The 26095-nt window shown below is 60.7% G+C and carries 25 protein-coding genes; 10 read left to right on the forward strand and 15 right to left on the reverse strand.

Features of this window, described 5'->3' with window-relative positions:
- Positions 1-52: 52 nt before the first annotated feature.
- The 5 genes from miaB to lnt all read left to right on the forward strand — a co-directional run bounded on the left by miaB (position 53) and on the right by lnt (position 5421).
- On the forward strand, positions 53-1381 hold the full coding sequence (gene miaB / locus AC1D2Q_RS20070) for a tRNA (N6-isopentenyl adenosine(37)-C2)-methylthiotransferase MiaB (protein ID WP_018925767.1): 1329 nt from the start codon (positions 53-55) through the stop codon (positions 1379-1381).
- Between the two features lie 164 nt (positions 1382-1545).
- Positions 1546-2550, forward strand: coding sequence for a PhoH family protein (locus AC1D2Q_RS20075; RefSeq protein ID WP_019020889.1), 1005 nt, complete (start codon positions 1546-1548; stop codon positions 2548-2550).
- Positions 2543-3037: an rRNA maturation RNase YbeY gene (gene ybeY, locus AC1D2Q_RS20080; RefSeq protein WP_018925765.1), complete on the forward strand. Its 495-nt coding sequence runs from the start codon at positions 2543-2545 to the stop codon at positions 3035-3037. Before AC1D2Q_RS20075 ends, ybeY begins: the two co-directional genes overlap by 8 nt.
- A gap of 5 nt (positions 3038-3042) precedes the next feature.
- Positions 3043-3882: an HlyC/CorC family transporter gene (locus tag AC1D2Q_RS20085; protein ID WP_477814301.1), complete on the forward strand. Its 840-nt coding sequence runs from the start codon at positions 3043-3045 to the stop codon at positions 3880-3882.
- Positions 3883-3897: 15 nt separating this feature from the next.
- Positions 3898-5421 carry an apolipoprotein N-acyltransferase gene (gene lnt / locus AC1D2Q_RS20090; RefSeq protein ID WP_477814302.1) on the forward strand — a complete coding sequence of 508 codons (1524 nt, stop codon included), beginning with the start codon at positions 3898-3900 and terminating at the stop codon, positions 5419-5421.
- Between the two features lie 38 nt (positions 5422-5459).
- Here lnt and AC1D2Q_RS20095 read toward each other — a convergent pair whose 3' ends face one another.
- Together AC1D2Q_RS20095 and AC1D2Q_RS20100 are read right to left on the reverse strand one after the other, a co-directional pair.
- Positions 5460-6239: a YdcF family protein gene (locus AC1D2Q_RS20095; protein ID WP_477814303.1), complete on the reverse strand. Its 780-nt coding sequence runs from the start codon at positions 6237-6239 to the stop codon at positions 5460-5462.
- A gap of 106 nt (positions 6240-6345) precedes the next feature.
- Positions 6346-6666, reverse strand: a complete 321-nt coding sequence (locus AC1D2Q_RS20100) for a hypothetical protein (protein ID WP_477814304.1) — start codon at positions 6664-6666, stop codon at positions 6346-6348.
- Positions 6667-6946: 280 nt separating this feature from the next.
- Between AC1D2Q_RS20100 and leuS the strand changes: the two genes are divergently transcribed.
- The 5 genes from leuS (at position 6947) to AC1D2Q_RS20125 (ending at position 13064) form a co-directional block, all read left to right on the forward strand.
- The gene (gene leuS / locus AC1D2Q_RS20105) at positions 6947-9553 is read left to right on the forward strand and encodes a leucine--tRNA ligase (RefSeq protein ID WP_477814305.1); all 2607 of its coding nucleotides are present in this window, start codon (positions 6947-6949) and stop codon (positions 9551-9553) included.
- A gap of 90 nt (positions 9554-9643) precedes the next feature.
- Entirely contained in the window at positions 9644-10249 is a 606-nt protein-coding gene (locus AC1D2Q_RS20110) for an LPS-assembly lipoprotein LptE (protein ID WP_305410247.1), read from the forward strand.
- 39 nt (positions 10250-10288) lie between these two features.
- The gene (gene holA, locus AC1D2Q_RS20115) at positions 10289-11326 is read left to right on the forward strand and encodes a DNA polymerase III subunit delta (RefSeq protein WP_007937416.1); all 1038 of its coding nucleotides are present in this window, start codon (positions 10289-10291) and stop codon (positions 11324-11326) included.
- A 188-nt stretch (positions 11327-11514) separates the two neighbouring features.
- Positions 11515-11679: an alternative ribosome rescue factor ArfA gene (gene arfA, locus AC1D2Q_RS20120; protein ID WP_003176285.1), complete on the forward strand. Its 165-nt coding sequence runs from the start codon at positions 11515-11517 to the stop codon at positions 11677-11679.
- A 62-nt stretch (positions 11680-11741) separates the two neighbouring features.
- The gene (locus AC1D2Q_RS20125) at positions 11742-13064 is read left to right on the forward strand and encodes a lytic murein transglycosylase (RefSeq protein WP_477814306.1); all 1323 of its coding nucleotides are present in this window, start codon (positions 11742-11744) and stop codon (positions 13062-13064) included.
- Between the two features lie 94 nt (positions 13065-13158).
- Here the strand turns inward: AC1D2Q_RS20125 and AC1D2Q_RS20130 are convergent, their stop codons facing one another.
- From AC1D2Q_RS20130 to AC1D2Q_RS20190, 13 genes are all read right to left on the reverse strand, one after another.
- Positions 13159-14106 (reverse strand): S66 peptidase family protein, encoded by a 948-nt coding sequence (locus AC1D2Q_RS20130; protein ID WP_477814307.1) that lies wholly within the window; start codon positions 14104-14106, stop codon positions 13159-13161.
- 174 nt (positions 14107-14280) lie between these two features.
- The gene (gene lipA, locus AC1D2Q_RS20135; protein WP_007937422.1) at positions 14281-15303 is read right to left on the reverse strand and encodes a lipoyl synthase; all 1023 of its coding nucleotides are present in this window, start codon (positions 15301-15303) and stop codon (positions 14281-14283) included.
- 1 nt (position 15304) lies between these two features.
- Positions 15305-15952 carry a lipoyl(octanoyl) transferase LipB gene (lipB, locus tag AC1D2Q_RS20140; RefSeq protein ID WP_007937425.1) on the reverse strand — a complete coding sequence of 216 codons (648 nt, stop codon included), beginning with the start codon at positions 15950-15952 and terminating at the stop codon, positions 15305-15307.
- On the reverse strand, positions 15952-16227 hold the full coding sequence (locus tag AC1D2Q_RS20145) for a DUF493 domain-containing protein (protein ID WP_477814308.1): 276 nt from the start codon (positions 16225-16227) through the stop codon (positions 15952-15954). Before AC1D2Q_RS20145 ends, lipB begins: the two co-directional genes overlap by 1 nt.
- An 83-nt stretch (positions 16228-16310) precedes the next feature.
- Positions 16311-17468 (reverse strand): D-alanyl-D-alanine carboxypeptidase family protein, encoded by a 1158-nt coding sequence (locus tag AC1D2Q_RS20150; RefSeq protein WP_018925757.1) that lies wholly within the window; start codon positions 17466-17468, stop codon positions 16311-16313.
- Between the two features lie 182 nt (positions 17469-17650).
- On the reverse strand, positions 17651-18661 hold the full coding sequence (locus AC1D2Q_RS20155) for a septal ring lytic transglycosylase RlpA family protein (protein WP_026345997.1): 1011 nt from the start codon (positions 18659-18661) through the stop codon (positions 17651-17653).
- Positions 18661-19671 carry a lytic murein transglycosylase B gene (mltB, locus tag AC1D2Q_RS20160; protein ID WP_305410249.1) on the reverse strand — a complete coding sequence of 337 codons (1011 nt, stop codon included), beginning with the start codon at positions 19669-19671 and terminating at the stop codon, positions 18661-18663. The genes AC1D2Q_RS20155 and mltB overlap by 1 nt, the downstream gene beginning before the upstream one ends.
- Before the next feature lie 17 nt (positions 19672-19688).
- Positions 19689-20792, reverse strand: a complete 1104-nt coding sequence (gene rodA, locus AC1D2Q_RS20165) for a rod shape-determining protein RodA (protein ID WP_019650887.1) — start codon at positions 20790-20792, stop codon at positions 19689-19691.
- A gap of 31 nt (positions 20793-20823) precedes the next feature.
- Positions 20824-22719 (reverse strand): penicillin-binding protein 2, encoded by a 1896-nt coding sequence (gene mrdA, locus AC1D2Q_RS20170; protein ID WP_477814309.1) that lies wholly within the window; start codon positions 22717-22719, stop codon positions 20824-20826.
- A gap of 10 nt (positions 22720-22729) precedes the next feature.
- Positions 22730-23197, reverse strand: a complete 468-nt coding sequence (gene rlmH / locus AC1D2Q_RS20175) for a 23S rRNA (pseudouridine(1915)-N(3))-methyltransferase RlmH (RefSeq protein WP_007937439.1) — start codon at positions 23195-23197, stop codon at positions 22730-22732.
- A gap of 9 nt (positions 23198-23206) precedes the next feature.
- A complete protein-coding gene (rsfS, locus tag AC1D2Q_RS20180) occupies positions 23207-23701 on the reverse strand; it encodes a ribosome silencing factor (protein WP_019581345.1) in 495 nt (164 codons plus the stop codon).
- A 72-nt stretch (positions 23702-23773) separates the two neighbouring features.
- On the reverse strand, positions 23774-24463 hold the full coding sequence (gene nadD / locus AC1D2Q_RS20185) for a nicotinate-nucleotide adenylyltransferase (RefSeq protein ID WP_018925751.1): 690 nt from the start codon (positions 24461-24463) through the stop codon (positions 23774-23776).
- A gap of 1 nt (position 24464) precedes the next feature.
- Complete coding sequence (locus AC1D2Q_RS20190; RefSeq protein ID WP_477814310.1) at positions 24465-25736, reverse strand: glutamate-5-semialdehyde dehydrogenase; 1272 nt, start codon at positions 25734-25736, stop codon at positions 24465-24467.
- Positions 25737-26095: the final 359 nt, after the last annotated feature.

Genomic DNA, 26095 nt, shown 5'->3' on the forward strand with positions numbered 1-26095 from the left:
GAACATGTTCCCTATAATGCGCGGTTCTTTGAATCACGTGATGAATCTTTCCATGGCCAAGAAGCTTTACATCGAAACCCACGGTTGCCAGATGAACGAGTACGACAGCTCGCGCATGGTCGATCTGTTGGGTGAACATCAGGCCCTGGAAGTCACTGCCCGCGCTGAAGACGCCGACGTGATCCTGCTCAATACCTGCTCGATCCGTGAACGCGCCCAGGACCGGGTGTATTCCCAGCTCGGCCGCTGGCGCGAACTGAAACTGGCCAATCCGGAAATGGTCATCGCCGTCGGCGGTTGCGTGGCCAGCCAGGAAGGCGCGGCCATCCGTGATCGCGCTCCGTATGTCGACGTGGTGTTCGGCCCGCAGACCCTGCACCGTCTGCCGGAAATGATCGACGCCGCGCGCGCTACCAAACTGCCGCAAGTCGACGTCTCGTTCCCGGAAATCGAAAAATTCGACCACTTGCCCGAACCGCGCATCGATGGGCCGAGCGCTTACGTGTCGGTCATGGAAGGCTGCAGCAAGTACTGCACTTTCTGCGTGGTGCCTTATACCCGCGGTGAAGAAGTCAGCCGGCCGTTCGACGACGTGATTGCCGAGATCATCCACCTGGCCGAAAACGGCGTGCGCGAAGTGACCCTGCTGGGGCAAAACGTCAACGGCTATCGCGGGACCACTCACGATGGTCGTCTGGCCGACCTGGCGGAATTGATCCGGGTAGTCGCCGCAGTCGATGGCATCGACCGGATTCGCTACACCACTTCGCACCCGCTGGAGTTCTCCGACAGCCTGATCCAGGCCCACGCCGACGTGCCGGAACTGGTAAAACACCTGCACTTGCCGGTGCAATCAGGCTCCGACCGGATCCTCGCGGCGATGAAGCGCAACCACACCGCGCTGGAGTACAAGTCCAAACTGCGCAAACTGCGGGCCGCCGTGCCGGGGATCTGCATCAGTTCGGACTTTATCGTCGGCTTCCCGGGCGAGACCGAAAAAGACTTCGAACAGACCATGAAGCTGATCGAAGACGTCGGTTTCGACTTCTCCTACTCGTTCGTCTACAGCCAACGCCCGGGCACCCCGGCCGCCGACCTGGCCGACGAAACACCGGAAGAACTGAAAAAAGAACGCCTGAATGCCCTGCAACATCGCCTGAACCAGCAAGGGTTCGAGATCAGCCGACAAATGGTGGGCTCCATTCAGCGGATTCTGGTTACCGATTATTCGAAAAAAGACCCTGGCGAACTGCAGGGGCGCACCGAGAATAACCGTATCGTCAACTTCCGCTGCGACAATCCGACCCTGATCGGACAGTTCGCCGACGTGCACATCGACGCCGCGCAACCGCACTCGCTGCGGGGTTCGCTGATCCAATAACACCTCGCCTCCTGCGGGAGCCGGGCTTTTGTGGCGAGAGGGCTTGTCCCCTCGCCACAGTTCAAGTGTCAGATTCCGGCATCTTATTTAAGAGCTTTCGCACCCAGGCGACTGGCGTTATCCTTTATTTCATCAATATTGCCCCAGGGCGGCTAAATACGACCTTGAACGCACCCATAGAACCACATCGCTTCATCCTCGAGCCTTTTGAAGCTCGCCGCTTCGCCAATCTGTGCGGGCAATTCGACGAGCATCTGCGCTTGATCGAACAGCGCCTGACCATCGAGATCCGCAACCGCGGAAACCAGTTCGAACTGATCGGCGAGCCCAAGCACACCACCTCCGCGGAAAACCTCCTGCGTCGCTTGTACCGGGAAACCAAGGGTACCGAGCTGTCGCCGGACATGGTTCACCTGTTCCTGCAGGAATCGGCCGTCGAGGAACTGGACAACCACTCCCCCGCCGAACCGTCCGTCGCCTTGCGCACCAAAAAAGGCATGATTCGCCCTCGCGGCTTGAATCAACTGCGCTACGTGAAGGAAATCCTCGGTAACGACATTAATTTCGGCATCGGCCCCGCCGGTACCGGCAAGACCTATCTGGCTGTTGCCTGCGCGGTAGACGCACTGGAACGCGAGCAGATTCGTCGCATTCTGTTGGTGCGCCCGGCGGTTGAAGCGGGTGAAAAACTTGGCTTCCTGCCCGGCGACCTGTCGCAAAAAATCGACCCGTACCTGCGCCCGCTCTACGACGCGCTCTACGAAATGCTCGGCTTCGAATATGTCGCCAAGCTAATCGAGCGCCAGGTCATTGAAGTCGCGCCACTGGCCTACATGCGCGGCCGCACGCTGAACAACAGCTTCATCATCCTCGACGAAAGCCAGAACACCACCGTCGAACAAATGAAGATGTTCCTGACCCGGATCGGCTTTGGCTCCACGGCGGTCATCACCGGTGACATCACCCAGGTCGACCTGCCACGCGGCACCAAGTCCGGGCTGCATCATGTGATCGAAGTGCTCAAGGACGTTCCGGGCATCAGCTTCACCCACTTCCAGCCCAAGGACGTGGTGCGCCATCCGCTGGTACAACGCATCGTCGAGGCGTACGAGCGCTTCGAAAATCGCGCTGCCGATGCCGCGCCAAAGGACACCCCGCACGATGCTTGAGCTTGATCTGCAACTGGCCAGCGACGCACCTGCCCCGAGTGAAGCCGAGTTCCGGAAATGGTGCGAACTGGCCCTGCGCCAGCGCACCGCCGACTCCGAGCTGACCATTCGTCTGGTCGATGAAGAAGAAGGCCGCGAACTGAATCACACCTGGCGGCAGAAGGATTACGCCACCAACGTGCTGTCATTCCCTGCCGACGTGCCGGACGAGTTGCTGGATATCCCGTTACTGGGCGATCTGGTGATCTGCGTGGCCGTGGTCGAGCGCGAAGCCGCCGAACAAGGCAAGGCACTCAACGCCCATTGGGCACATCTGGTCATTCACGGCTGCTTGCATCTGCTTGGTTACGACCATATAGATGACGACGAAGCCGAAGAAATGGAAGCACTGGAACGAACGTTGCTTGCAGAACTGGGTCATCCGGACCCTTATGCGGACGACGAAACAGACACATCCCCTATCGTTACAACAAAGGATTCAGAGTAATCGCTATGAGCGAAGATCGATCGAGCAACGGGCAGAAGTCCTGGCTGGGTAAGCTCACCCAGGCTTTTGCCCACGAGCCGAAAAACCGCCAGGAGCTGCTGGAGCTGCTGCGCGATGCACACCAAAACAAGTTGCTGGACAGCGAAGCGCTGGCCATCGTCGAAGGCGCCATCCAGGTTGCAGACCTGCAAGTACGGGACATCATGGTCCCGCGCTCGCAGATGATCAGCATCAAGGCGACCCAGACACCTCGCGAGTTCCTGCCCGCCGTGGTCGACTCGGCCCACTCCCGCTACCCGGTGATCGGCGAAAGCCACGATGACGTGATGGGCGTGTTGCTGGCCAAGGACTTGCTGCCGTTGATCCTCAAGGAGAACGGCGACAGTTTCAACATCAAGGATCTGCTGCGTCCGGCCACCTTCGTGCCCGAGTCCAAGCGCCTGAATGTGCTGCTGCGCGAGTTCCGCGCCAACCATAACCACATGGCCATCGTCATTGACGAATACGGCGGCGTGGCCGGTCTGGTAACCATCGAAGACGTGCTCGAACAGATCGTCGGCGACATCGAAGACGAGCATGACGTCGAAGAAGACAGCTACATCAAGCCGCTGCCCAGCGGTGACTTCCTGATCAAGGCCCTGACGCCGATCGAGAACTTCAACGAGTTCTTCGGCAGCGAATTCTCCGACGACGAATTCGACACCGTCGGCGGTCTGGTGATGAGCGCGTTCGGGCACTTGCCAAAACGCAACGAAATCACTGAAATCGGCGCCTATCGCTTCCGCATCCTGAACGCCGACAGCCGTCGGATTCATTTGCTGCGTCTGACACCAATCGCCCGGTAAAAATTAAGGAAAGAAATGCGCTGGATGACCCGCCCCGGCTGGCCCGGTAACCTGCTGGCCGTGGCGGCCGGTGCACTCACCACCCTGGCCCTGGCGCCATTCGATATCTGGCCGCTGGCATTGCTGGCGGTCGGTTTCTTTTACGCCGGCTTGCGCGAACTGAGCCCCCGTCAGGCCCTGGGCCGTGGCTGGTGTTTCGGTTTCGGCCTGTTTGCCGGCGGAACCAGCTGGATCTACTACAGCATTCACAACTTCGGCGGCGCATCTGTACTGCTGGCCGGGTTCTTGATGCTGCTCTTCACCGCAGCGATTGCCTGGTTCTTCGCCCTGCCCGCCTGGATTTGGGCACGCTGGTTGCGCCGTAACGAAGCGCCGCTGGGCGATGCCCTGGCGTTTGCAGCGTTGTGGGTGGGTCAGGAAGCCTTTCGCGGCTGGTTCCTCACCGGTTTCCCGTGGCTGTATTCCGGTTACAGCCAGCTCGACGGCCCATTGGCCGGGCTCGCGCCGGTCGGCGGGATGTGGCTGATTTCCTTCGCGCTGGCCCTGACCGCCGCGCTGATCTACAACGCACCGCGCCTGATTCGCACCGCTCGCAAGGGCTTTATTGCCGTTGGCGTGTTGCTGCTGGCCGGCCCGTGGGCGATCGGCCTGGCGCTCAAGGAACACGCCTGGACCAGCCCTTCGGGTGCGCCGCTGAGCGTCGCGGCGATTCAGGGCAACATCGAACAAAGCATGAAATGGGACCCGTCGCAGATCAACGCGCAGCTGGCGCTGTACCGCGACATGAGTTTCAGCTCCAAACCCGTCGACCTGCTGATCTGGCCGGAAACAGCGGTTCCGGTACTCAAGGAGTCCGCCGAGGGCTATCTGGACATGATGGGCAGCTTCGCTGCAGAGCGTAAGTCCGCGCTGATTACCGGTGTACCGATTCGACAGGAAGTCCATCACGAAAAGCGCTACTTCAACGGCATTACCGTTGTCGGTGAAGGCGATGGCACTTACCTGAAGCAGAAACTGGTGCCATTCGGCGAATACGTTCCGTTGCAGGAAGTCTTGCGCGGCCTGATTGCATTCTTCGACCTGCCGATGTCCGACTTTGCCCGTGGACCGGCCGATCAAGCGCTGCTACAGGCCAAGGGCTATCAGATTGCGCCGTACATCTGCTACGAAGTGGTCTACCCGGAATTCGCTGCCGGCCTCGCCGCCCGCAGCGATTTGCTGCTGACCATCAGCAACGACACCTGGTTCGGCACCTCGATCGGCCCATTGCAACACTTGCAGATGGCGCAGATGCGCGCCCTTGAGGCCGGCCGCTGGATGATCCGCGCCACCAACAACGGCGTGACCGGGCTGATCAACCCGTTCGGCCAGATCACCGCCCGGATCCCGCAATTCGAACGCGGCATTCTGTACGGCGAAGTGGTGCCAATGCATAACCTGACGCCGTATCTGCAATGGCGTTCGTGGCCGTTGATCATCATTTGCGTGCTGTTGTTTGGCTGGGCGTTGATGGCCAACCGGATGGCGAAGACCGTTTAACCCGGCAGGATCATTCCCATGCACTGGCGTGGGAATGATCACTCCTCAACAGGCTCGCCTCGATAGAACATCCAATACCCGACCTGCCCCACGAGCTCATTCATCAACTGCCCCGATTGCCAGATCGATTTGAATTCCGGCATCCAGCCACCCAGTGGCCGCGCATTGTCCACGCCTAAAAACCCCACCGGCGCCGGCACCACCTCAAATCCGGCCTGCTCAAAGCTCCAGACCGCCCGCGGCATATGCCACGCCTGAGTCACGACCACCACCCGCTTGATCCCCTGCGGCAACAATACTTGGGCGCTGAACTGCGCGTTTTCCCAGGTTGTGCGGCTGCGCCCTTCCTGCCAGCGTACCGTCACGCCAAAATCATCGAGTAACGAATCCGCCATCAGCTGCGCTTCAGTCGGCGGTGTCCCGTAATGCAGGCCGCCGCTGGTCAGAATCGGCAAGCCGGAAGCTTTGGCTAGACGTGCAGCATAACGCTCGCGCCCAAGACCTACGCCGGTGGGCTGGTCGACGCCCCAGGCCAGGTCGCCACGCTCACGCCCGGAACCCAGCACCACGATCGCGTCGGCGCGCTGGCCGAGGGTGGCCCATTCCTCGCGTACGAGCGGCGGCTCGCGCTCCAGAGCCCTGGCAGCCCACTCCACCATGACTGGCAGGCTCATCAACCAGAAGCCGCCCACGCCCATGACAAAGCACGCTCCCGCCAGCCTCGGCCTTGAGCGGCGCCACCACCAGGCGAGCACCAGTAACAGCAAAAGAACGCCGGGCGGCAATAGAAGTTGTTTAATGAAATAACGAAAAGGCATCGGGCATCTCCATAGATGCCCGAAGCCTAAGTGGGTTAACGCAATGCGACAACAAATGCGGAAGGACTTTGTTTCAAAAAACCATATGGCATGGTTTCAAGTGTCCTTACTTGAACTGCAGAGACCGGACCTTTACCGCGCCTCCGCCGGGTGTCTTATCCTTGAGCCAGATGATCTTGGCCGTACGTGGTGCCTCGGGTTGCTTCACTGCTGCTGACAAGCATCCGTGCGTTTCACGTTCACTGCGGTCCAGATAGGCCTTGACCAGTTCAAACTCTGCGGGGGTCAAACCACGCAGTTCCAGCTCCAGGGGACGCTCATCGCGAAGCCGTCCCGCGGTTTTGGCCGCGTCCAGGGCCATTGCGAGACGGTCGATCAGTCTTTCGTACAGCTCCGGTTTCGTAGCTTTTTGCTGTGAATCAACCATCCATCACCTCATTGAAGATAAGACTCACTCCCCTTTTAGAGCTTAGCCTCGCTGAAAAAACCGGCTGAACGCCGCGACCAACGGCCCTCGGGGCGGGAATTGGCCGCGCCCTTGCGTGTAATCAGGGTTTCCCTCGGTAGAGTGCGGTCATGTATGCTACGGCGCTTCCTGTAACTCCACTTCCAGCTCGGCTGGGCAGCGAAACGCCGATTTGGCGTCATCACCGTCCAGCGTTGCATTGAAGAGGATTAGGCCACCCCTATTCAGTTCAAAAGTAGCCATGCACGAACAATATCAGCCCCGTGAAATCGAAGCCGCCGCCCAGTCGTTCTGGGACGAGCAAAAGTCCTTTGAAGTCAGTGAACAGCCAGGCAAGGAGACTTTCTACTGCCTGTCAATGTTCCCTTACCCCAGCGGCAAGCTACACATGGGGCACGTGCGCAACTACACCATCGGCGACGTGATCTCCCGCTACCAGCGCATGCAAGGCAAGAACGTCCTGCAACCCATGGGTTGGGACGCCTTCGGCATGCCGGCGGAAAACGCCGCGATGAAGAACAACGTAGCGCCCGCCAAGTGGACCTACGAAAACATCGCCTACATGAAAAGCCAGCTGCGCAGCCTGGGCCTGGCGGTGGACTGGTCGCGCGAAGTGACCACCTGCAAGCCCGATTACTACCGCTGGGAACAATGGCTGTTCACTCGCCTGTTCGAAAAAGGCGTGATTTACAAAAAAAGCGGCACCGTGAACTGGGACCCGGTCGACCAGACCGTTCTGGCCAACGAGCAAGTGATCGACGGTCGCGGCTGGCGTTCCGGCGCGCTGATTGAAAAGCGCGAAATCCCGATGTACTACTTCAAGATCACCGCTTACGCGGATGAGCTGCTGGAGAGCCTCGACGAACTGACCGGCTGGCCTGAACAGGTCAAGACCATGCAGCGCAACTGGATCGGCAAATCCCGCGGCATGGAAGTGCAGTTCCCGTACGACGTCGCTTCCATCGGTGAAGCCGGCGCGTTGAAAGTCTTCACCACCCGTCCGGATACCCTGATGGGCGCAACCTACGTTGCCGTGGCCGCCGAACACCCTCTGGCTGCCCTGGCGGCGCAGAACGACCCTGAACTGCAAGCGTTCATCGCTGAATGCAAGGGCGGCAGCGTTGCTGAAGCCGACGTCGCCACTCAAGAGAAAAAAGGCCTGCCGACCTCGCTGTTCGTCGAGCACCCGCTGACCGGTGAGAAACTCCCGGTATGGGTCGCCAACTACGTGCTGATGCACTATGGCGATGGCGCGGTCATGGCAGTTCCGGCGCACGACGAGCGTGATTTCGAGTTCGCCCACAAGTACAACCTGCCGATCAAATCGGTGGTGCGCACAAGTGCAGGTGACACCAATCCTGCCCCGTGGCAGGACGCTTACGGCGAGTACGGCACGCTGATCAACTCCGGCGAGTTCGACGGCCTCGACTTCGCAGGCGCTTTCGACGCCATCGAAGTCGCACTGATCAAGAAGAACCTTGGTGCCTCGCGCACCCAGTTCCGTCTGCGCGACTGGGGCATCAGCCGTCAACGCTACTGGGGCTGCCCGATCCCGATCATCCACTGCGGTACTTGCGGTGATGTGCCGGTCCCGGAAGATCAACTGCCCGTGGTGCTGCCGGAAGACGTGGTACCGGACGGCGCTGGTTCGCCGCTGGCGCGCATGCCTGAGTTCTACGAATGCAGCTGCCCGAAATGCGGCGCACCGGCCAAGCGTGAAACCGACACCATGGACACCTTCGTCGAGTCCTCGTGGTACTACGCCCGCTACGCCTCGCCGCACTTTGAAGGTGGCCTGGTAGAAAAATCGGCGGCCGACCACTGGTTGCCGGTGGATCAGTACATTGGCGGCATCGAACACGCGATTCTTCACCTGCTCTACGCGCGCTTCTTCCACAAGCTGATGCGCGATGAAGGCCTGGTGAGCTCCAACGAGCCGTTCAAGAACCTGCTGACCCAGGGCATGGTGATCGCCGAGACTTACTACCGTCGCGAAGCCAACGGTGCCTACACCTGGTTCAACCCGGCGGACGTCGAACTCGAACGCGACAGCAAGGCCAAGGTTATCAGTGCCAAGCTGATCGCAGACGGCCTGCCGGTGGAAATCGGCGGCACCGAGAAGATGGCCAAGTCGAAGAACAACGGCGTCGACCCACAGTCGATGATTGACCAGTTCGGCGCAGACACCTGCCGCCTGTTCATGATGTTCGCCTCGCCACCTGACATGAGCGCGGAATGGTCCGACTCCGGCGTTGAAGGTTCGCACCGCTTCCTCAAGCGTGTCTGGCGTCTGGCGCAAGCGCATGTCACTCAGGGCCTGCCGGGCAAACTGGATGTCGCCAGCCTGAACGACGAGCAGAAAGCCATTCGCCGTTCGATCCACCAGGCCATCAAGCAGGCCAGCCACGACGTCGGCCAGAACCACAAATTCAACACCGCCATCGCCCAGGTGATGACGCTGATGAACGTGCTGGAAAAAGCCCCGCAAGGCACCGAACAGGATCGCGCGCTGATTCACGAAGGCCTGGAAACCGTGACTCTGCTGCTGGCCCCGATCACCCCGCACATCAGCCACGAGCTGTGGCATCGCCTGGGCCACGCCGACCCGGTGATCGACGCCGGTTGGCCGGTGCTGGACGAAAGCGCCCTGGTACAGGACAGCCTGCAACTGGTGATTCAGGTCAACGGCAAGCTGCGCGGGCACATCGAAATGCCAGCCAGCGCCAGCCGCGAAGAAGTTGAAGCCGCCGCACGGGCTAACGAAAACGTCCTGCGCTTCGTCGATGGCCTGACTATTCGCAAAGTGATCGTAGTGCCCGGGAAACTGGTCAATATCGTCGCCAGCTAAAAATTGGATCGGGCGCCAGGTGAGCCTGGCGCCGAGTAAAACCTTTCGGGCCGTTTGACCGGCCCACATGGTTTCAAGGGGAGCAACAAGATGATCAAACGCAATTTGCTGGTGATGGGCCTTGCAGTCCTGCTGAGCGCCTGCGGTTTCCACCTGCGTGGCACCGGCACCACCGAACTGGCGATCAAGGAACTCGACCTGAGCGCCCGCAATGCCTACGGCGAAACCGTGACACAATTGCGTCAGGTACTGGAAAGCAGCGGCGTCCGGGTCTACACCGGCGCACCTTACAAACTGGTGCTGACCGATGAGCAGGAAAGCCAGCGCATCCTCAGCTATGCCGGTGCCGGCCGTACTGGCGAGTACCAGGTGAACACCGTGCTCAATTACGACATCCGTGGTCAGGGTGACCTGCCACTGCTGAGCGACAAGCTTGAAGTGCAGAAGGTGTTCATCCACGACGGCAACAACCTGGTGGGCTCCGACCAGGAAGCCAACGATGCCCGCAAGGACATTCGTCGTGAACTGGTTCAACGCATGATGCTGCGTCTGCAACAGCTCACCCCGACTCAGTTGGAACAGCTGCAACAGACCGCCGACGCCCGGGCCAAGGCTGAAGCCGCCGCGCTGGAAGCGGCGCAGAAGGCTGAAGCGGAGACTCCGCGTCAGTCGCCTGTCGAACTGCCGCAGCAGTAAGACTTACGGGGCGCTCAGGCGCCCCGTTCGCCTCCTCTTATGAAACTCGCCCCCGCCCAACTCGGTAAACACCTGCAAGGCGCTCTTGCGCCGGTCTACATCATCAGTGGCGATGACCCACTGCTGTGCCAGGAAGCCGCCGACGCCATTCGCGCCGCTGCTCGCCAACAAGGTTTCGATGAACGCCAGGTCTTCGCCGCCGACGCCAGTTTCGACTGGGGTACGCTGCTGCAGGCTGGTGCAAGCATGTCGCTGTTCGCCGAAAAGCGTCTTCTGGAACTGCGCCTGCCTTCCGGCAAACCCGGTGACAAAGGCGCCGCCGCGCTCATCGAGTACTGCTCGCGCCCGGCAGAAGACACGCTACTGCTGATCAGCCTGCCCAAGCTTGATGGCAGTGCGCAGAAAACCAAGTGGGGCAAGGCGCTGGTCGAAGGTCCGCAGACCCAGTTCGTGCAAATCTGGCCCGTGGACACCAACCAGTTGCCGAGCTGGATTCGTCAACGCCTGTCCCAGGCCGGGCTTTCCGCCAGCCAGGACGCCGTCGAGCTGATCGCCGCTCGGGTCGAAGGCAACTTGCTGGCTGCCGCCCAGGAAATCGAAAAGCTCAAGCTGATGGCCGAAGGTGGTCAGATCACCGTCGAAACCGTGCAAGCGGCGGTAGCCGACAGCGCGCGCTTCGACGTCTTCGGCTTGACCGACGCGATCCTCAACGGCGAAGCCGCTCATGCCCTGCGCATGCTCGAAGGGCTGCGGGGCGAAGGCGTCGAACCGCCGGTGATTCTCTGGGCGCTGGCCCGTGAACTGCGCCTGCTGGCCAACCTGTCGCTGCAATACAGCCAGGGCGTGCCGCTGGACAAAGCCTTCAGCCAGGCCCGACCGCCGGTCTGGGACAAGCGCAAACCGCTGATGAGCAAGGCACTGCAACGCTACTCGGCGCAACGCTGGGCGCAATTGCTGCTTGAAGCACAGCGCATCGACGCGCAGATCAAAGGCCAGGCGGCGGGTTCACCCTGGATGAGTTTGAGCCGGCTGACATTATTGATGGCAGGGCAGAGATTGTCGTTGCCTGCCGAATAAGATCAGAAGAAAAATCAAAAGATCGCAGCCTTCGGCAGCTCCTACAGGGGATCGCGTGCTCCTGTAGGAGCTGCCGAAGGCTGCGATCTTTTTTCCTACATAACACACATCCAAAAGCTCTATAGACAGAACCCCAACTTCGGCCGATGATTTGTCCCGCAAAATCCACTCACTTGCGAGAGATCATCATGAGCAAAAAGCCATCCAAGCATGGCCCCAACAAAGCCAAATCCATCATCGCCCAGCCACTGTTCCGCAGCCGTCAGGAACGAGCCGGCAAGGGCAAAGGCAGCTACCGCCGCGAAGCCTTCCAGTCTAATAGCTGGGAGGCTTCTTACTTTCTGGCAGCCTGAAAGGCAAGCCATCGCTCAACATGTTAAGGTCTGCACCTGATTCGTATCCTCTGGACCTGTGCATGCCCCTTTGTCTTTCCCGTCGTTGGCACCTTCGCCAATTGATAGCTGCCTCCAGCCTCGTTCTGCTTGTCGCCTGCGCGGAAAAACCCACCGCCGCCGACGCCCAGCCGCTTCAGACCCAAGCCGTCGCCACGGCCCCTGCGGTCATTCCGCCGGTGGTTCCGACCGGTGAGAATCTCGACATCCAGCCCACCCAGACCTTTGCCGAATGGCAGGCGGGCTTTCGCAAAGACGCCCTCGCCGCCGGCATTCGCGCCGACCTGTTCGACCGCGCCTTTGCCAATGTCAGCGTGGACGCCAGCGTGATCCGTGCCGACCGCAGCCAACCGGAATTTACTCGTCCGGTGTGGGAATACCTCGATGGCGCGCTGTCGCCGCTGCGGGTGCGCAAAGGTCAGGCACTGGTCAACCAGTACGCCGACATCCTGCAAAGCATCGAACAGCGCTATGGCGTCGACCGTCAGGCACTGGTCGCGGTGTGGGGCATGGAGAGTAACTTCGGTCAGTTTCAGGGCAACAAGTCTGTGATCAACTCCCTGGCAACCCTGGCTTACGAAGGTCGACGCCCAGGCTTTGCCCATGCGCAGCTGATCGCTGCCCTGCAAATCCTGCAACAGGGCGATATTGAACCCGAGAAAATGCTCGGCTCCTGGGCCGGCGCCATGGGCCAGACCCAGTTCATTCCGACCACCTACAACACCCACGCCGTGGACTTCGACGGCGATGGCCGCCGTGACATCTGGAACAGCGCCGCCGACGCGCTGGCCTCGACCGCGCACTACCTGCAAAGCTCTGGTTGGCAGAAAGGCCAGCCGTGGGGATTCGAAGTCCAACTGCCGAGCAGCTTCAATTACGTCCTGGCCGATGGCGCGATTCGCAAAAGCGTCGCCGAGTGGCAGCAACTGGGGGTCACCCTGCCCAATGGTGTCCAGGTTCCGGCCGGTTCCGAACACCTGTCGGCCGCCCTGCTCCTGCCGGCAGGCTATCGCGGCCCGGCATTCCTGATCTTCGATAACTTCCGCGCAATCCTCAAGTACAACAACTCTTCGTCCTACGCCTTGGGCGTGAGCCTGTTGTCTGAGCGTTTCAATGGCGGTGGCCTGATCAACGGTCTATGGCCAAAAGATGACTTGCCGCTGAGCCGTACCGAGCGAATCGAGCTGCAAACCCTGCTGAGCGCCCGGAACTATGACGCCGGCACCCCCGACGGCATCATCGGCGCCAATACCCGTAAAGCAATCCGCAGCGCGCAGCAGTCGTTTGGCTGGCCGGCGGATGGGTACCCTACGCACAAGTTGCTCGAAGGTTTGCGTAACCGCTAAAAGCAAAAGATCGCAGCCTTCGGCAGCTCCTACAGGTGAACACCAAACCCCATAGGAACTGCTGAAGGCTGCGATCTTTTTTTGCGATGTGTTGTTACTTGATCACCACATCCTGCTCCAACACCAACGTCTTGCTCCCCGCATCCAGCCTGACCAGTGCCCCCATCGGTAACGTCAGGTTCGGGTCGCAATGCCCGCTGCGCCACCCCGCCAGCACGGGTATGCGCAACGACGCGAAGGTCTGCTTGAGCAAGCCCTCCAGCGCGATTGGGTCCACACCCGCCACATCCCCCACCAGAACCCCGCGCAATTTGTGCAGCGTGCCGGCCAGACGCAAATGGGTCAGCAGCCGATCAATGCGATAAAGCGGCTCGTTGATGTCTTCGATGAACAGGATGGCGCCCTCGGCATCGATCTCGTAAGGCGTGCCCATGGTCGCGGCGATCATTGACAGATTGCCCCCCAGCAAACGCCCATGAGCGATGCCTGGCGAGACGGTCGTCAACGGATAGGCCACAGGGTGCGCCAGCACACTGTCCGCCGTCACCTGCCCGCGCAACATGTTGAAAAACGAGGACTCGGTGGGTTTCTGCTTGTCACCCAGCAGGTCAGCATTGAGCATCGGGCCGTGAAACGTCACGAAACCCGCATAACGGCTGATAGCCAGATGCAGCGCGGTGACGTCGCTGTAGCCGATGAACGGTTTGGCATTGTTGCGCAGTAACTCGAAATCGATACGATCGAGCAAACGCGGCGTACCGTAACCGCCACGCAAACAGATGATGGCGTCGACTTCGCTGTCGGCAAATGCCGCGTGCAAGTCATTGAGCCGCACATCGTCGCTGCCGGCCAGGTAGCCGTCTTTCTCGTAAACGCCGGGGAACACTCGCAGCGCATAGCCGCGAGCGCGCATCCAGGCAATCGCTTTATCGGTGTCCAGGGCAGCGGGGCCGGCAGGCGCAATGACGCCGATCAGCCCTGCAGGCGGCAAGGCCGGAACAGGGACATGAGGACAAAGGGTGTGGGTCGGTCGAGCAGTCATCCATGATTCTCCCTGTGTGAATGCTTCAGCACACAGTAGTCAGGAACGGGAATAAACAAAAGAGTGTCAGTCGCACCACGGCTTGCAGGAAAAGCCTGAAGAGGATGTGGGCACCGCCAATGAAAACGCCCGCAAGGACTAACCTTGCGGGCGTGCTCTTTTTTCAGCGCGGAATCAGGACGACATCAATTCGGCCTTGACCAGCTTCGCCTGCTCGTCGGCGTGGTACGAGGAGCGTACCAGCGGGCCGGAAGCGACGTTCTTGAAGCCCATCTTGTAACCTTCCTCGGCAAACCAGGCGAAGGTGTCCGGGTGCACGAAGCGCTGGACCGGCAAGTGGCTGCGGGACGGTTGCAGGTACTGGCCCAGGGTCAGCATGTCGATGTCGTGTTCGCGCATGCGTTTCATGACTTCGATGACTTCTTCGTCGGTTTCGCCCAGACCCAGCATCAGGCCGGACTTGGTCGGAATGTGCGGCATCATCTGCTTGAAGCGTTGCAGCAGGGTCAGCGACCACTGGTAATCCGACCCCGGACGCGCAGCCTTGTACAGGCGCGGCACGGTTTCCAGGTTGTGGTTGAACACATCCGGCGGCTCGGCAGCGGTGATTTCCAGCGCGATGTCCATGCGGCCACGGTAGTCCGGGACCAGGGTTTCGAGCTGTACGTTCGGCGACAGTTTGCGGATCTCGCGGATGCAGTCGGCAAAGTGCTGGGCACCACCGTCACGCAGGTCGTCACGGTCTACCGAGGTGATGACCACGTATTTCAGTTTCAGGTCGGCGATGGCAATGGCCAGGCTTTCCGGCTCGTTCACGTCCAGTGGCTTCGGACGGCCATGGCCAACGTCGCAGAACGGGCAACGACGGGTGCAGATGTCGCCCATGATCATGAAGGTCGCGGTGCCGCCGGAGAAGCACTCGCCCAGGTTCGGGCAGGATGCTTCTTCGCAAACACTGTGCAGCTTGTGTTTGCGCAGCAGGGCCTTGATGCGGTCGACTTCCGGGGAAACCGGGATGCGCACGCGAATCCAGTCGGGTTTCTTCGGCAGTTCGGTGGTCGGGATGATCTTCACCGGGATGCGTGCAACCTTCTCGGCGCCGCGCAGCTTGACGCCGGCTTCAACCTTGGCACGCGGGGCCGGACGCTCGGTGACATCGAGCGTCGGGATCATGGTTTGCACTGCATCAGTAGTCATATCAATCGATTCCGCCCGTTAGGGTCGTCTGCTCAGCATAGTCGAGGTGTTTGACGAGCTGCGCGCGCAGCCGGGCACTTACCTCGGCAAATTCAATCGGTCCTGCGTGATCGCGCAGCTGGGTCATCGCCAGCCCGGCATAGCCGCAGGGATTAATCCGTCGAAACGGTTCCAGGTTCATATCCACGTTCAGGGCCAGGCCATGAAAGGAACAACCGTGGCGGATCCGCAGACCCAAGGACGCGATTTTCGCGCCATCGACATAGACACCCGGTGCATCCGGCTTGGCGGATGCGGTCACGCCGTAACTGGCCAGCAACTCGATCAGGCACTGCTCCATGCGGCTGACCAGGTCACGCACGCCGAACCCCAGCTTGCGCACATCCAGCAACAGGTAGGCCACCAATTGGCCCGGACCGTGGTAGGTCACCTGACCACCGCGATCGACCTGCACCACCGGAATATCGCCTGGCAGCAACAGGTGTTCAGCCTTGCCGGCCTGGCCCTGGGTGAACACCGGAGGGTGCTCGACCAGCCAGATCTCGTCGGCGGCATCGCTGCCGCGTTCGTTGGTGAAGCGTTGCATGGCATGCCAGACCGGCTCGTAAGCCATCTGGCCGAGTTCGCGAAAGCCCAGCGTGCCAGGCATCACAGCACCATGTGCACGAAGCCGGTAGCCCGCAGTTCGCTGTTGATGTTGTACAGCTGCTCCTGGTCGGTGGCGACGATGTGCAACTGAATCGTGGTGTACTTGCCGTTGGTGCTTTGGCGCTCATCAACGCGGTCATGGTTGATCGTCGCGTGTTTCTTGACGATCTCGATGATCTTGTCTTTGTTGCCTACACCCGTATCGCTGATCACCTTAACCGGGTAATCAACGTTGGGGAACTCGATCTTAGGCGCCTTTACTTCGGTATCGGTCATGGCGTAACGGCCTCGTAAGCGTAAGCCGTGGCGACAGCAAGGCCCCACGCCGGATCAGCGCGGGGCCATGCAGGTGCACACTATCAGTTGAACAAGCCGTAGAAGAATAGACGGATGCTATCCCACATGCGGCGGAAGATACCACCCTCGTCGACTGCGTCCAGAGCGATCAGGTCGGCGCTGTGCACCACTTTGTCGTCCAGTTTCACTTCGACTTTACCGATCACGTCGCCCTTGGCGATGGGTGCAACCAGTTGCGGGTTCATGGTCATGCTGGCAGCAAGCTTCTTCAGCTGGCCTTTTGGCAAGGTCATGGTCAGGTCTTCAGCCAGGCCGGCCTTGACTTGATTGGTGGTGCCTTTCCAGACAGGTGCCTGAGCCAGCTCGGCGCCTTTCTGATAGAAGGTCTGGGTTTCGAAGAAGCGGAAACCGTAAGTCAGCAATTTCTGGGTTTCGGCAGCACGAGCCACTTCGCTGTTGGTGCCGAACACCACGGCGATCAGGCGCATGCCATCACGTACGGCCGAAGACACCATGCAGTAGCCGGCTTCGTCGGTGTGACCGGTTTTCAGACCGTCGACAGTCTTGTCGCGCCACAGCAGCAGGTTGCGGTTAGGTTGCTTGATGCCGTTCCAGAAGAACTCTTTCTGCGAGTAGATCGCGTAGTGAGCCGGGTCTTCGTGGATGATCGCGCGAGCCAGCACGGCCATGTCGTGAGCCGACGAGTAGTGCTCCGGGTTCGGCAGACCGGTCGGGTTCATGAAGTGGGTGTTGGTCATGCCCAGATCAGCAACGGTTTTGTTCATCAGGTCGGCGAATGCGTCTTCGCTGCCGGCGATGTGCTCGGAGAGCGCAACACTGGCGTCGTTGCCCGACTGAATGATGATGCCGTGCAGCAGGTCGCTGACGGTAACTTGCGAGCCGACCTTGATGAACATCCGCGAACCACCGGTACGCCAGGCGTTCTCGCTGACGGTCACCGGATCGTTTTCGCCGATCTGGCCACGACGGATTTCCAGGGTCGCAATGTACGCGGTCATCAGCTTGGTCAGGCTGGCCGGCGGCAGACGCTGGTCACCGTTGTTCTCTACCAGCACGTTGCCGCTGCTGGCGTCCATGAGTACGTAGGCCTTGGCGGCCAATTGCGGTGGCGACGGCATCATCTCGACCGCGAAAGCCGCGGGAGAGAGAAGCAGCGGGACTAGCAGGCACAGGCGTTTGGCAAAGGTGGTGATGTTCATCCGTCTCTCGAAATCGCTAATGGAAACTGCCCTAGGGCAAAACTAATCAGACAACTTTTCAAAAAGCTGTCACGTGTTCAGTTGCTCACTCTGTAACCCTTGCCGGGCTTTTGTTCTTCAACGAGCCAACAACCCGGTTCGCCCCCCAAACCGCAAGCGAACCGTCAATCAAGTACTACGTGTTACTCGGCGCTGACCAGGCTCGGTGAACCGAGATTGGCCAGCCGCACGCTGTTCTGCACCTGCTGGATTTCACCCGCAGAGCCGATCGGCCCCATGCGCACCCGATGCAGAGTCTGCTGATTACGCACGATCGAGCTGATGAACACCGGAGCGCTCACCATCCCGCTGAGCTTCGATCTCAGGAGTTCTGCAGCGTCCGGGTTGGCGAACGCGCCCACCTGMAGATACTGGCCAGAGGCTGGTACAGAAGCGTTTTTTTTTGCATCGATCTGCACAGGCACAACGGCCGCGGCGTGTTGCTGCGGCGGTGGCGTCCATTGCTCGACGGTGCCAGTGGAAGCCGTCACGGTCGGCGCGGCATTTTGCGCCACTTGCGGCTCGTTGAGCATCAACGGTGCCGGACGACCTCTCTGCGCCCACCATTCCTGCGGATCGATGCCTTCCACCTTGACCCGCGCCGTGCCGATTTCAGCGTAGCCAAGCTTCTTGGCGGCCGCGTAGGACAAGTCGATGATCCGGTCTGAATAGAACGGCCCACGGTCATTGACCCGCAGAATCACCGTCTTGTTGTTGTCCAGGTTGGTCACCCGAACGTAACTTGGCAGTGGCAAGGTCTTGTGGGCGGCGCTCATGCCATACAGGTCATACACCTCGCCGTTGGCGGTGTTCTGGCCGTGGAACTTGGTGCCATACCAGGACGCCGTGCCCGACGCGACGTAGGTCTTGGATTCCTGCAGCGGGAAGTAGGTCTTGCCCAGTACGGTGTACGGGTTGGCTTTATAAGGACCGCTGTGCAGGGTCGGCGTGGCATCCGGGATGCGCGATACGTCGACGTCCCACCAGGGTGCGCCATCCTTGTGCGCCCGGTTGATGTCCAGGCCGGGGGCCGAACGAACGGCGGTGGAAGACTTCTGAGTCGGTGAGCGGCTGGTCGAACAACTGGCGACCAGCACCGCCAACGCGGCGAATGCCATGAGCTTCAGGGGTTTATTCATAGGCAATGCCCGCATTACTTGACGCCCCGTGCTTGGACCAGCTGTTCAGACAGTTGATGTACGGCCATGGCGTACATCACGCTGCGGTTATAACGCGTGATCGCGTAAAAATTCGTCAGGCCCATCCAGTATTCAGGGCCATTGTCACCTTCCAGGCGGAAAGCCGTGACCGGCATATCATCGCGCAGCGCATCATGACTCGACCAGCCCAGCGCCCGCAACTCCCCGACGGTTTTCGTCGGTTCGATACCGTCGGTCAACCCATCGTCCACCTGATCGCCGCGCACATCGGCACGGCTGACCACAGGCTCGCCGGCGACCCAGCCGTGTTGCTTGAAATAACTGGCGACGCTGCCGATGGCATCATCGGGGTTGTTCCAGATATTAATGTGGCCGTCACCGTCGAAATCCACCGCATAGGCGCGAAAGCTGCTCGGCATGAATTGCGGCAAGCCCATGGCCCCGGCGTAGGAGCCTTTGAGGGTCAACGGGTCGACCTGCTCTTCACGGGCCAGCAGCAGGAATTCACGCAACTCCTTGCGGAAGAAATCAGCACGGGGAGGATAGTCGAAACCCAGGGTCGACAAGGCGTCGATCACCCGATAATTACCGGTATTGCGACCAAAAAAGGTCTCGACGCCGATGATCGAGACGATCACCTGCGCCGGCACACCGTATTCCTGCTCCGCACGAGCCAGCACCGCCTCGTGCTGACGCCAGAAGTCCACGCCACGGGCGATGCGCGCGTCGGTGATGAACATCGGACGATATTCTTTCCACTGCTTGACGCGTTCGGCGGGTTTGGAGATCGCGTCCAGAATTGACTGTTTGCGCTCGGCTTCGCGGAACACGCCCATCAGCTGTTCACCGGCAAAGCCATAGTCACGGGTCATTTCACCAACGAACTCGGCCACCTGGGGTGAGCCTTCGTAATCGCCGGCCAATGCTTCCTGCACGGAACCAAGGATGCTCACCAGGCCGACCCACGGTGCGTATCGAGTCGCCCAGCCACGCATTACTTGCATTGAAATCTTCACCTTATTCAAACCTGCGCGATCCACTTGCGATGGGTATGGATCGACATCAAAACCCCAAACGCTGACAGTAGCGTCACCAGCGAAGTTCCTCCGTAGCTAATGAACGGCAACGGCACCCCTACCACCGGCAACAGGCCACTGACCATACCGATGTTGACGAAAACGTAAACAAAAAACGTCATGGTCAGGCTGCCCGCAAGCAATTTGCCGAACAATGTCTGAGCCTGGGCGGTAATCACCAGCCCGCGACCGATCAACAACAGGTAAATCAGCAACAATGCGCAGATCCCCACCAGGCCGAACTCTTCACCCAGCACCGCAATAATGAAGTCGGTGTGGCTTTCTGGCAGGAAGTCCAGGTGCGACTGGGTACCGAGTAACCAGCCCTTGCCGAACACGCCACCGGAACCGATGGCCGCTTTCGACTGAATGATGTTCCAGCCCGTGCCCAGCGGATCGCTTTCGGGGTCGAGGAAGGTCAGGATTCGCTGCTTTTGATAGTCGTGCATGATGAAGAACCACATCGCCACGGCCACCGGCACGGCGGCGGCAATCACGCTGAGGATCCAGCGCCAGCGCAGGCCGCCCATGAACAGCACGAACGCGCCCCCGGCGAGGATCAGCAACGAAGTGCCAAGGTCGGGCTGACGCACGATCAGAATGAACGGGACACCGATCAGCACCAGACTGATCCCCACGTGCTTGAGCTGGGGTGGCAAGGAACGCTTGGCCAGGTACCAGGCGATGGTCGCCGGCATCAGGATCTTCATGAATTCCGAGGGCTGGAAGCGGATCACCCCGGGGATATTGATCCAGCGGGTGGCCCCCATGGCGTTATGGCCCATGACATCCACCACCACCAGCAAGATCACGCCGACCACATAGCCGAGCGGCACCCAGCGGGCCATGAAGCGCGGTTCGAACTGGGCGATGACGATCATCGATATCAGGCCAATGCCGAAGGAAGTGGCTTGCTTGGCCAGCAGATCCCAGCTCTTGCCGCTGGCCGAATACAGCACGAACAGGCTGCCGGCAGCGAGGGTCAGCAGCAGAATCAGCAACGGGCCGTCGATGTGCAGGCGTTGCAACAGCGTCGCACGGCGACGCATCACATCCTCGCTGGAGAGCATGCGATCGAAATTATTCTTCACGGGCCGTAGCCTCCGCACTGATAGGGCTGGCGTATTCGGCTTTCAGTCGGCCGTCCTGGTCGAGGAGCCAGGCGTCCATGACTTGACGCACCACCGGCGCGGCAACGCCGGAACCGGACTCGCCGTTCTCGACCATCACCGACACCACGATTTGCGGGTTGTCGGCCGGCGCGAAGCCGACGAACAAGGCGTGGTCGCGGTGGCGCTCCTGCACCTTGGAGCGGTCGTACTTCTCGCCCTGCTTGATCGCGACCACCTGGGCCGTACCACTTTTGCCCGCGATCCGGTATTGCGCGCCGATCGATGCCTTGCGCGCCGTACCCCGGGCACCGTGCATCACCTGCTGCATACCGTGATTGACCTTGGTCCAGTCCGACGGGTCGCGCAGGATGATGTCCGGCATCGGATTTTCATCCTTCGGCTTCTCGCCCTCGATGGTCTTGGCCAGGTGCGGACGATTCCAGACACCCTTGTTGGCCACCAGTGCCGTGGCCTGCGCCAGTTGCAACGGAGTGGACTGCATGTAGCCCTGCCCGATCCCCAGAATCAGCGTCTCGCCCGGGAACCAGGCCTGGCGACGGGTCACGCGCTTCCATTCCCGTGTCGGCATCAGCCCCGGCGACTCTTCGAACATGTCCAGGGAGACCTTCTGGCCAATGCCGAATTTGCTCAGGTAGGACGACAACCGATCAATCCCCAGCTTGTGCGCCAAGTCATAGAAGTAGGTGTCGTTGGAACGCATGATCGCCGTGTCGAGATCGACAAAGCCGTCACCGGTACGGTTCCAGTTGCGGTACTTGTGATCGTAGTTGGGCAGCATGTAGTAACCCGGGTCGAACACCCGGGTCGACGCCGTGACCACGCCCGCATCCAGGCCGGCAATCGCCACCGCCGGCTTGATGGTCGAACCCGGCGGGTACAGACCGCGCAGCACGCGGTTGAACAGTGGCCGGTCGATGGAGTCACGCAGCTCGGAGTAGGCCTTGAAACTGATGCCGGTGACGAACAGGTTCGGGTCGAAACTCGGCTGGCTGACCATCGCCAGCACCTCACCGGTTTTCGGGTCCAGCGCTACCACCGCGCCACGGCGACCGCCAAGCGCGGCTTCGGCGGCTTCCTGCAATTTGATGTCCAGGCTCAGGACGATGTCCTTGCCGGAAATCGGCTCGGTACGCTTGAGCACACGCAATACGCGGCCCCGAGCGTTGGTCTCGACTTCTTCGTAACCCACCTGGCCGTGCAGCTCGGGCTCGTAGAAGCGCTCAATGCCGGTTTTGCCAATTTGATGGGTGCCGCTGTAACTCACCGGGTCCAGAGACTTGAGCTCTTTCTCGTTGATCCGCCCCATATATCCCACCGAGTGCGCAAAGTGCGCGCCCTGCGGATAGTGACGAACCAGCTGCGCGACCACTTCCACACCGGGTAGACGGAACTGGTTCACTGCGATGCGGGCGATCTGCTCTTCGGTCAACTCGAACAGGATCGGCACCGGCTCGAACGGCCGACGCCCCTGACGCATGCGTTTCTCGAAGATCACCCGGTCCTCGGGCGTCAGCTCCAGCACTTCGACGATCACGTCGAGCACTTGCTGCCAGTCGCCGGAGCGTTCGCGGGTCATGCTCAGGCTGAAGCTGGGCCGGTTGTCGGCCACCACCACGCCATTGCGATCGTAGATCAGCCCGCGAGTCGGCGGAATCGGCTGCACATGGACGCGGTTGTTTTCCGACAGGGTCGAGTGGTACTCGTACTGGATCACCTGAAGGAAATACAGCCGCGCGATCAGCACGCCGATCAGCGTCACCACCGTAATAGCCCCGAACACGACGCGGCCACGCACCAGACGGGCGTCTTTTTCGTGGTCCTTGATGCGGATCGGCTGAGACATGAGGGCAGAACTACTTGTGGTAAGGGTGGCCGGACAGCACTGTCCAGGCACGATACAGCTGTTCGCCGATCAGAATCCGCACCAACGGGTGCGGCAACGTCAACGGCGACAACGACCAACGTTGATCCGCCCGGGCACAGACTTCCGGCGCCAGCCCCTCGGGGCCGCCGACCATGAAATTCACCGTGCGCGAGTCCAGCCGCCAGCGATCGAGTTCGACCGCCAGTTGCTCGGTGCTCCAGGGCTTGCCGTGGACTTCGAGGGTGACAACGCGCTCGTTCGGCCCGACCTTGGCCAGCATGGCTTCGCCTTCCTGACGGATAAAGCGCGCCACGTCAGCGTTCTTGCCGCGGGTGTTGAGCGGAATTTCCACCAGTTCCAGCGCCAGCTCGGAAGGAAGACGCTTGGCATATTCATGCCAGCCTTCTTCCACCCACTTGGGCATGCGTGAACCGACGGCGATCAGTCGCAGTCGCACAGCGTTCCCTTATTGCTGGTCTTTGTTGAGCTTGGTGAAATGCTCATGGGTGTTCTCAGGGCTGTGGTGTGCAGCGCTGGCAGAACGGCTTTGCTCGGCGCCGGCCCACAGGCGTTCCAGGTCATAGAACTGGCGAGCCGAGGCAGTCATCATGTGCACGATGACGTCATCCATATCCAGCAACACCCAGTCGCTGTCGCCCTTGCCTTCTTCACCCAGCGGCTTGACGCCTTGGGCTTTGACGGCTTCGCGGACCTTGTCCAGCATCGCGCCGATCTGGCGGTTGGACGTACCGGTGGCGATGATCATGTAGTCAGTGATGCTCTGCTTTTCACGAACGTCGATCACCTGGATGTCCTGGGCCTTGACGTCTTCCAGGGCCGCTACGGCAACCTTGACCAGCTCTTCGCCGGCCAGTGGCGCGCCAGTTGGTGCTTCTACTGGCAGCGGTGCGCTCTTGAATGTGCCCTTGCGCTTTACTTTGTTTACGTCTTTGTCAGTCATATAAAACTCGTTTTGCTCGTATGTTCGGGCGCTTCGATACACGCATTCACGTGCCTTGAAGCGCGCCCTTTTTCAGTTCGACGCACGGTAAAGTCCGTGCGCATCGATGTAGGCCAGGACCGCGTCGGGCACCAGGAAACGTACCGACTTACCGCTGGCCAGCAGTTGACGGATCTGGGTGGCGGATACCGCGAGCGGTGTCTGCCAGACGAATGCAATCTGTCCGCTCGGCCCTTTGAGGGCCAGCGGGTCGCTCACCGAACGTGCTGCCAGCAGGTTGCGCAAGGCATCCGGCGGTTCGCTGTCCGCATCCGGGCGTTGCAACACCAGGATGTGGCAATGCTGGAGCAACTCTTCCCAGCGGTGCCAAGTGGGCAGGCCGCAAAATGCGTCCCAGCCCAAAAGTAGAAAAACCTGGTCTGAAGCGGCAAGTTCGGCGCGCATCAGTTCCAGGGTGTCGATGGTGTAGGACGGCTTGTCCCGCTGCAATTCGCGGGCATCCACCACCAACGGTGCCACACCGGCCACCGCGCACTTGACCATCGCCAGACGGTCCTTCGCCGATACCTGCGGCTTGTCCCGATGGGGCGGCCTGGCACTGGGTGTCAGACGCAACTCATCGAGAGCCAGCGATTCGGCGACTTCCAGCGCACCGCGCAAATGGCCGATGTGCACCGGGTCGAAGGTCCCGCCCAGTACGCCAATGCGTCGAGGCCGGGGCTCGCTGGCGGTCACCGGGGCTGACGGGTCGAGGTCGCCCAAGTCAGAGCGACTCCTGGCCGCGCAGCTGACCGTCACCGACCACGATGTACTTCTCGCAGGTCAGACCTTCGAGGCCCACCGGGCCGCGGGCGTGCAGCTTATCAGTAGAAATGCCAATCTCGGCACCCAATCCGTATTCGAAGCCATCGGCGAAGCAGGTCGGGGTGTTGATCATCACCGAGGACGAATCGACTTCAGCCACGAAACGCCGGGTGTCGGCCAGGTTTTCGCTGACGATCGAGTCAGTGTGATGGGAGCCGTACTTATTAATGTGCTCGATGGCCTGGTCCAGCCCGTCGACCACGCGAATCGAGAGGATCGGCGCCAGGTATTCGGTGGTCCAGTCTTCTTCGGTGGCCGCGACGGCCTCGATGATCGCCCGGGTGCGCTCACAACCACGCAGTTCGACGCCTTTTTCGCGGAACTGGGCAGCCATCGCCGGCAGAAACTCTTTGGCGACGGCTTGATCGACCAACAGGGTTTCCATCGCGCCGCAGATGCCATAACGGTAAGTCTTGGCGTTGAATGCGATGCGCTGGGCTTTCGGCAGATCGGCGTGGGCACTGACATAGACGTGACAGATGCCGTCCAGGTGCTTGATGACGGGCACGCGGGCATCGCGGCTGACCCGCTCGATCAGGCCACGGCCGCCACGGGGCACGATGACGTCGACGTATTCGGGCATGGTGATCAGCGCGCCGACGGCGGCACGGTCGGTGGTTTCGACCACTTGCACCACCGCGGCCGGCAGATCGGCCTCGGCCAGGCCGCGCTGGATGCAGGCGGCAATGGCGCGGTTGGAGTGAATCGCTTCGGAGCCGCCACGCAGGATGGTCGCGTTACCGGACTTCAGGCACAGGCTGGCAGCATCAATGGTCACGTTAGGCCGGGACTCGTAGATGATCCCGATCACGCCCAACGGCACGCGCATCTTGCCGACCTGAATGCCCGACGGCCGGTAACTCATGTCGCGGATCGCGCCGACCGGGTCCGGCAAGGCCGCCACCTGACGCAAACCGACGATCATGCCGTCGATGCGCGCCGGAGTCAGCGCCAGGCGTTCCAACAGGGCCGGCTCAAGACCATTGGTGCGGCCAGCGGCCAAATCCAGTTCATTGGCTGCGGTCAGCTCGGCGCGCGCAGCATCCAGCGCATTGGCGGCCGCCTGCAAGGCGCGGTTTTTCTGCGCGGTGCTGGCACGGCCGATCACGCGGGAAGCTTCGCGGGCGGCGCGACCCAAACGGGTCATGTAGTCAAGAACGGACTCAGTCATGGTCTGTAATGGTCTTTGCTAGGCTTGGTAAAGAATAAAGCGACAGATTATAGCTGTCGCGCCCCCCGACTAACAGCGGTGACGGGCGGATGGTCGAAATGGAGGGCAATTTGCCGACGTTCAGCCGTGATCAGGGGGCGCTCTCAATGAGTTTCCCCGCCGCGTTGTCGCCTTAAAGCGGGCCAGGCAAGGCGCAGGCCGCTGGGAATGGTTGTTCCCTTTCCAAGGCCTGCAACGCAGGCTGGCCCGCTTTAAGGCACAACCCGAAGGGCCGGGCCTGCTGTTGTGCAGGGCTGCGTTGCTCGAAGCTTATTTGGAATGACCAAACCACGCTTCTCGCGCCTTGCCCTGCACAACAG

Source organism: Pseudomonas sp. P1_A1 (genome assembly GCF_056406935.1).

Bases quoted from the DNA above. Each gene is read 5' to 3' on its own strand.
- miaB (WP_018925767.1), top strand. From the start codon at position 53: ATGGCCAAGAAGCTTTACATCGAAACCCACGGTTGCCAGATGAACGAG.
- ybeY (WP_018925765.1), top strand. From the start codon at position 2,543: ATGCTTGAGCTTGATCTGCAACTGGCCAGCGACGCACCTGCCCCGAGT.
- AC1D2Q_RS20085 (WP_477814301.1), top strand. From the start codon at position 3,043: ATGAGCGAAGATCGATCGAGCAACGGGCAGAAGTCCTGGCTGGGTAAG.
- lnt (WP_477814302.1), top strand. From the start codon at position 3,898: ATGCGCTGGATGACCCGCCCCGGCTGGCCCGGTAACCTGCTGGCCGTG.
- AC1D2Q_RS20095 (WP_477814303.1), bottom strand. From the start codon at position 6,239: ATGCCTTTTCGTTATTTCATTAAACAACTTCTATTGCCGCCCGGCGTT.
- AC1D2Q_RS20100 (WP_477814304.1), bottom strand. From the start codon at position 6,666: ATGGTTGATTCACAGCAAAAAGCTACGAAACCGGAGCTGTACGAAAGA.
- leuS (WP_477814305.1), top strand. From the start codon at position 6,947: ATGCACGAACAATATCAGCCCCGTGAAATCGAAGCCGCCGCCCAGTCG.
- AC1D2Q_RS20110 (WP_305410247.1), top strand. From the start codon at position 9,644: ATGATCAAACGCAATTTGCTGGTGATGGGCCTTGCAGTCCTGCTGAGC.
- holA (WP_007937416.1), top strand. From the start codon at position 10,289: ATGAAACTCGCCCCCGCCCAACTCGGTAAACACCTGCAAGGCGCTCTT.
- arfA (WP_003176285.1), top strand. From the start codon at position 11,515: ATGAGCAAAAAGCCATCCAAGCATGGCCCCAACAAAGCCAAATCCATC.
- AC1D2Q_RS20125 (WP_477814306.1), top strand. From the start codon at position 11,742: ATGCCCCTTTGTCTTTCCCGTCGTTGGCACCTTCGCCAATTGATAGCT.
- AC1D2Q_RS20130 (WP_477814307.1), bottom strand. From the start codon at position 14,106: ATGACTGCTCGACCGACCCACACCCTTTGTCCTCATGTCCCTGTTCCG.
- lipA (WP_007937422.1), bottom strand. From the start codon at position 15,303: ATGACTACTGATGCAGTGCAAACCATGATCCCGACGCTCGATGTCACC.
- lipB (WP_007937425.1), bottom strand. From the start codon at position 15,952: ATGCCTGGCACGCTGGGCTTTCGCGAACTCGGCCAGATGGCTTACGAG.
- AC1D2Q_RS20145 (WP_477814308.1), bottom strand. From the start codon at position 16,227: ATGACCGATACCGAAGTAAAGGCGCCTAAGATCGAGTTCCCCAACGTT.
- AC1D2Q_RS20150 (WP_018925757.1), bottom strand. From the start codon at position 17,468: ATGAACATCACCACCTTTGCCAAACGCCTGTGCCTGCTAGTCCCGCTG.
- mltB (WP_305410249.1), bottom strand. From the start codon at position 19,671: ATGCAAGTAATGCGTGGCTGGGCGACTCGATACGCACCGTGGGTCGGC.
- rodA (WP_019650887.1), bottom strand. From the start codon at position 20,792: ATGCGTCGCCGTGCGACGCTGTTGCAACGCCTGCACATCGACGGCCCG.
- mrdA (WP_477814309.1), bottom strand. From the start codon at position 22,719: ATGTCTCAGCCGATCCGCATCAAGGACCACGAAAAAGACGCCCGTCTG.
- rsfS (WP_019581345.1), bottom strand. From the start codon at position 23,701: ATGACTGACAAAGACGTAAACAAAGTAAAGCGCAAGGGCACATTCAAG.
- AC1D2Q_RS20190 (WP_477814310.1), bottom strand. From the start codon at position 25,736: ATGACTGAGTCCGTTCTTGACTACATGACCCGTTTGGGTCGCGCCGCC.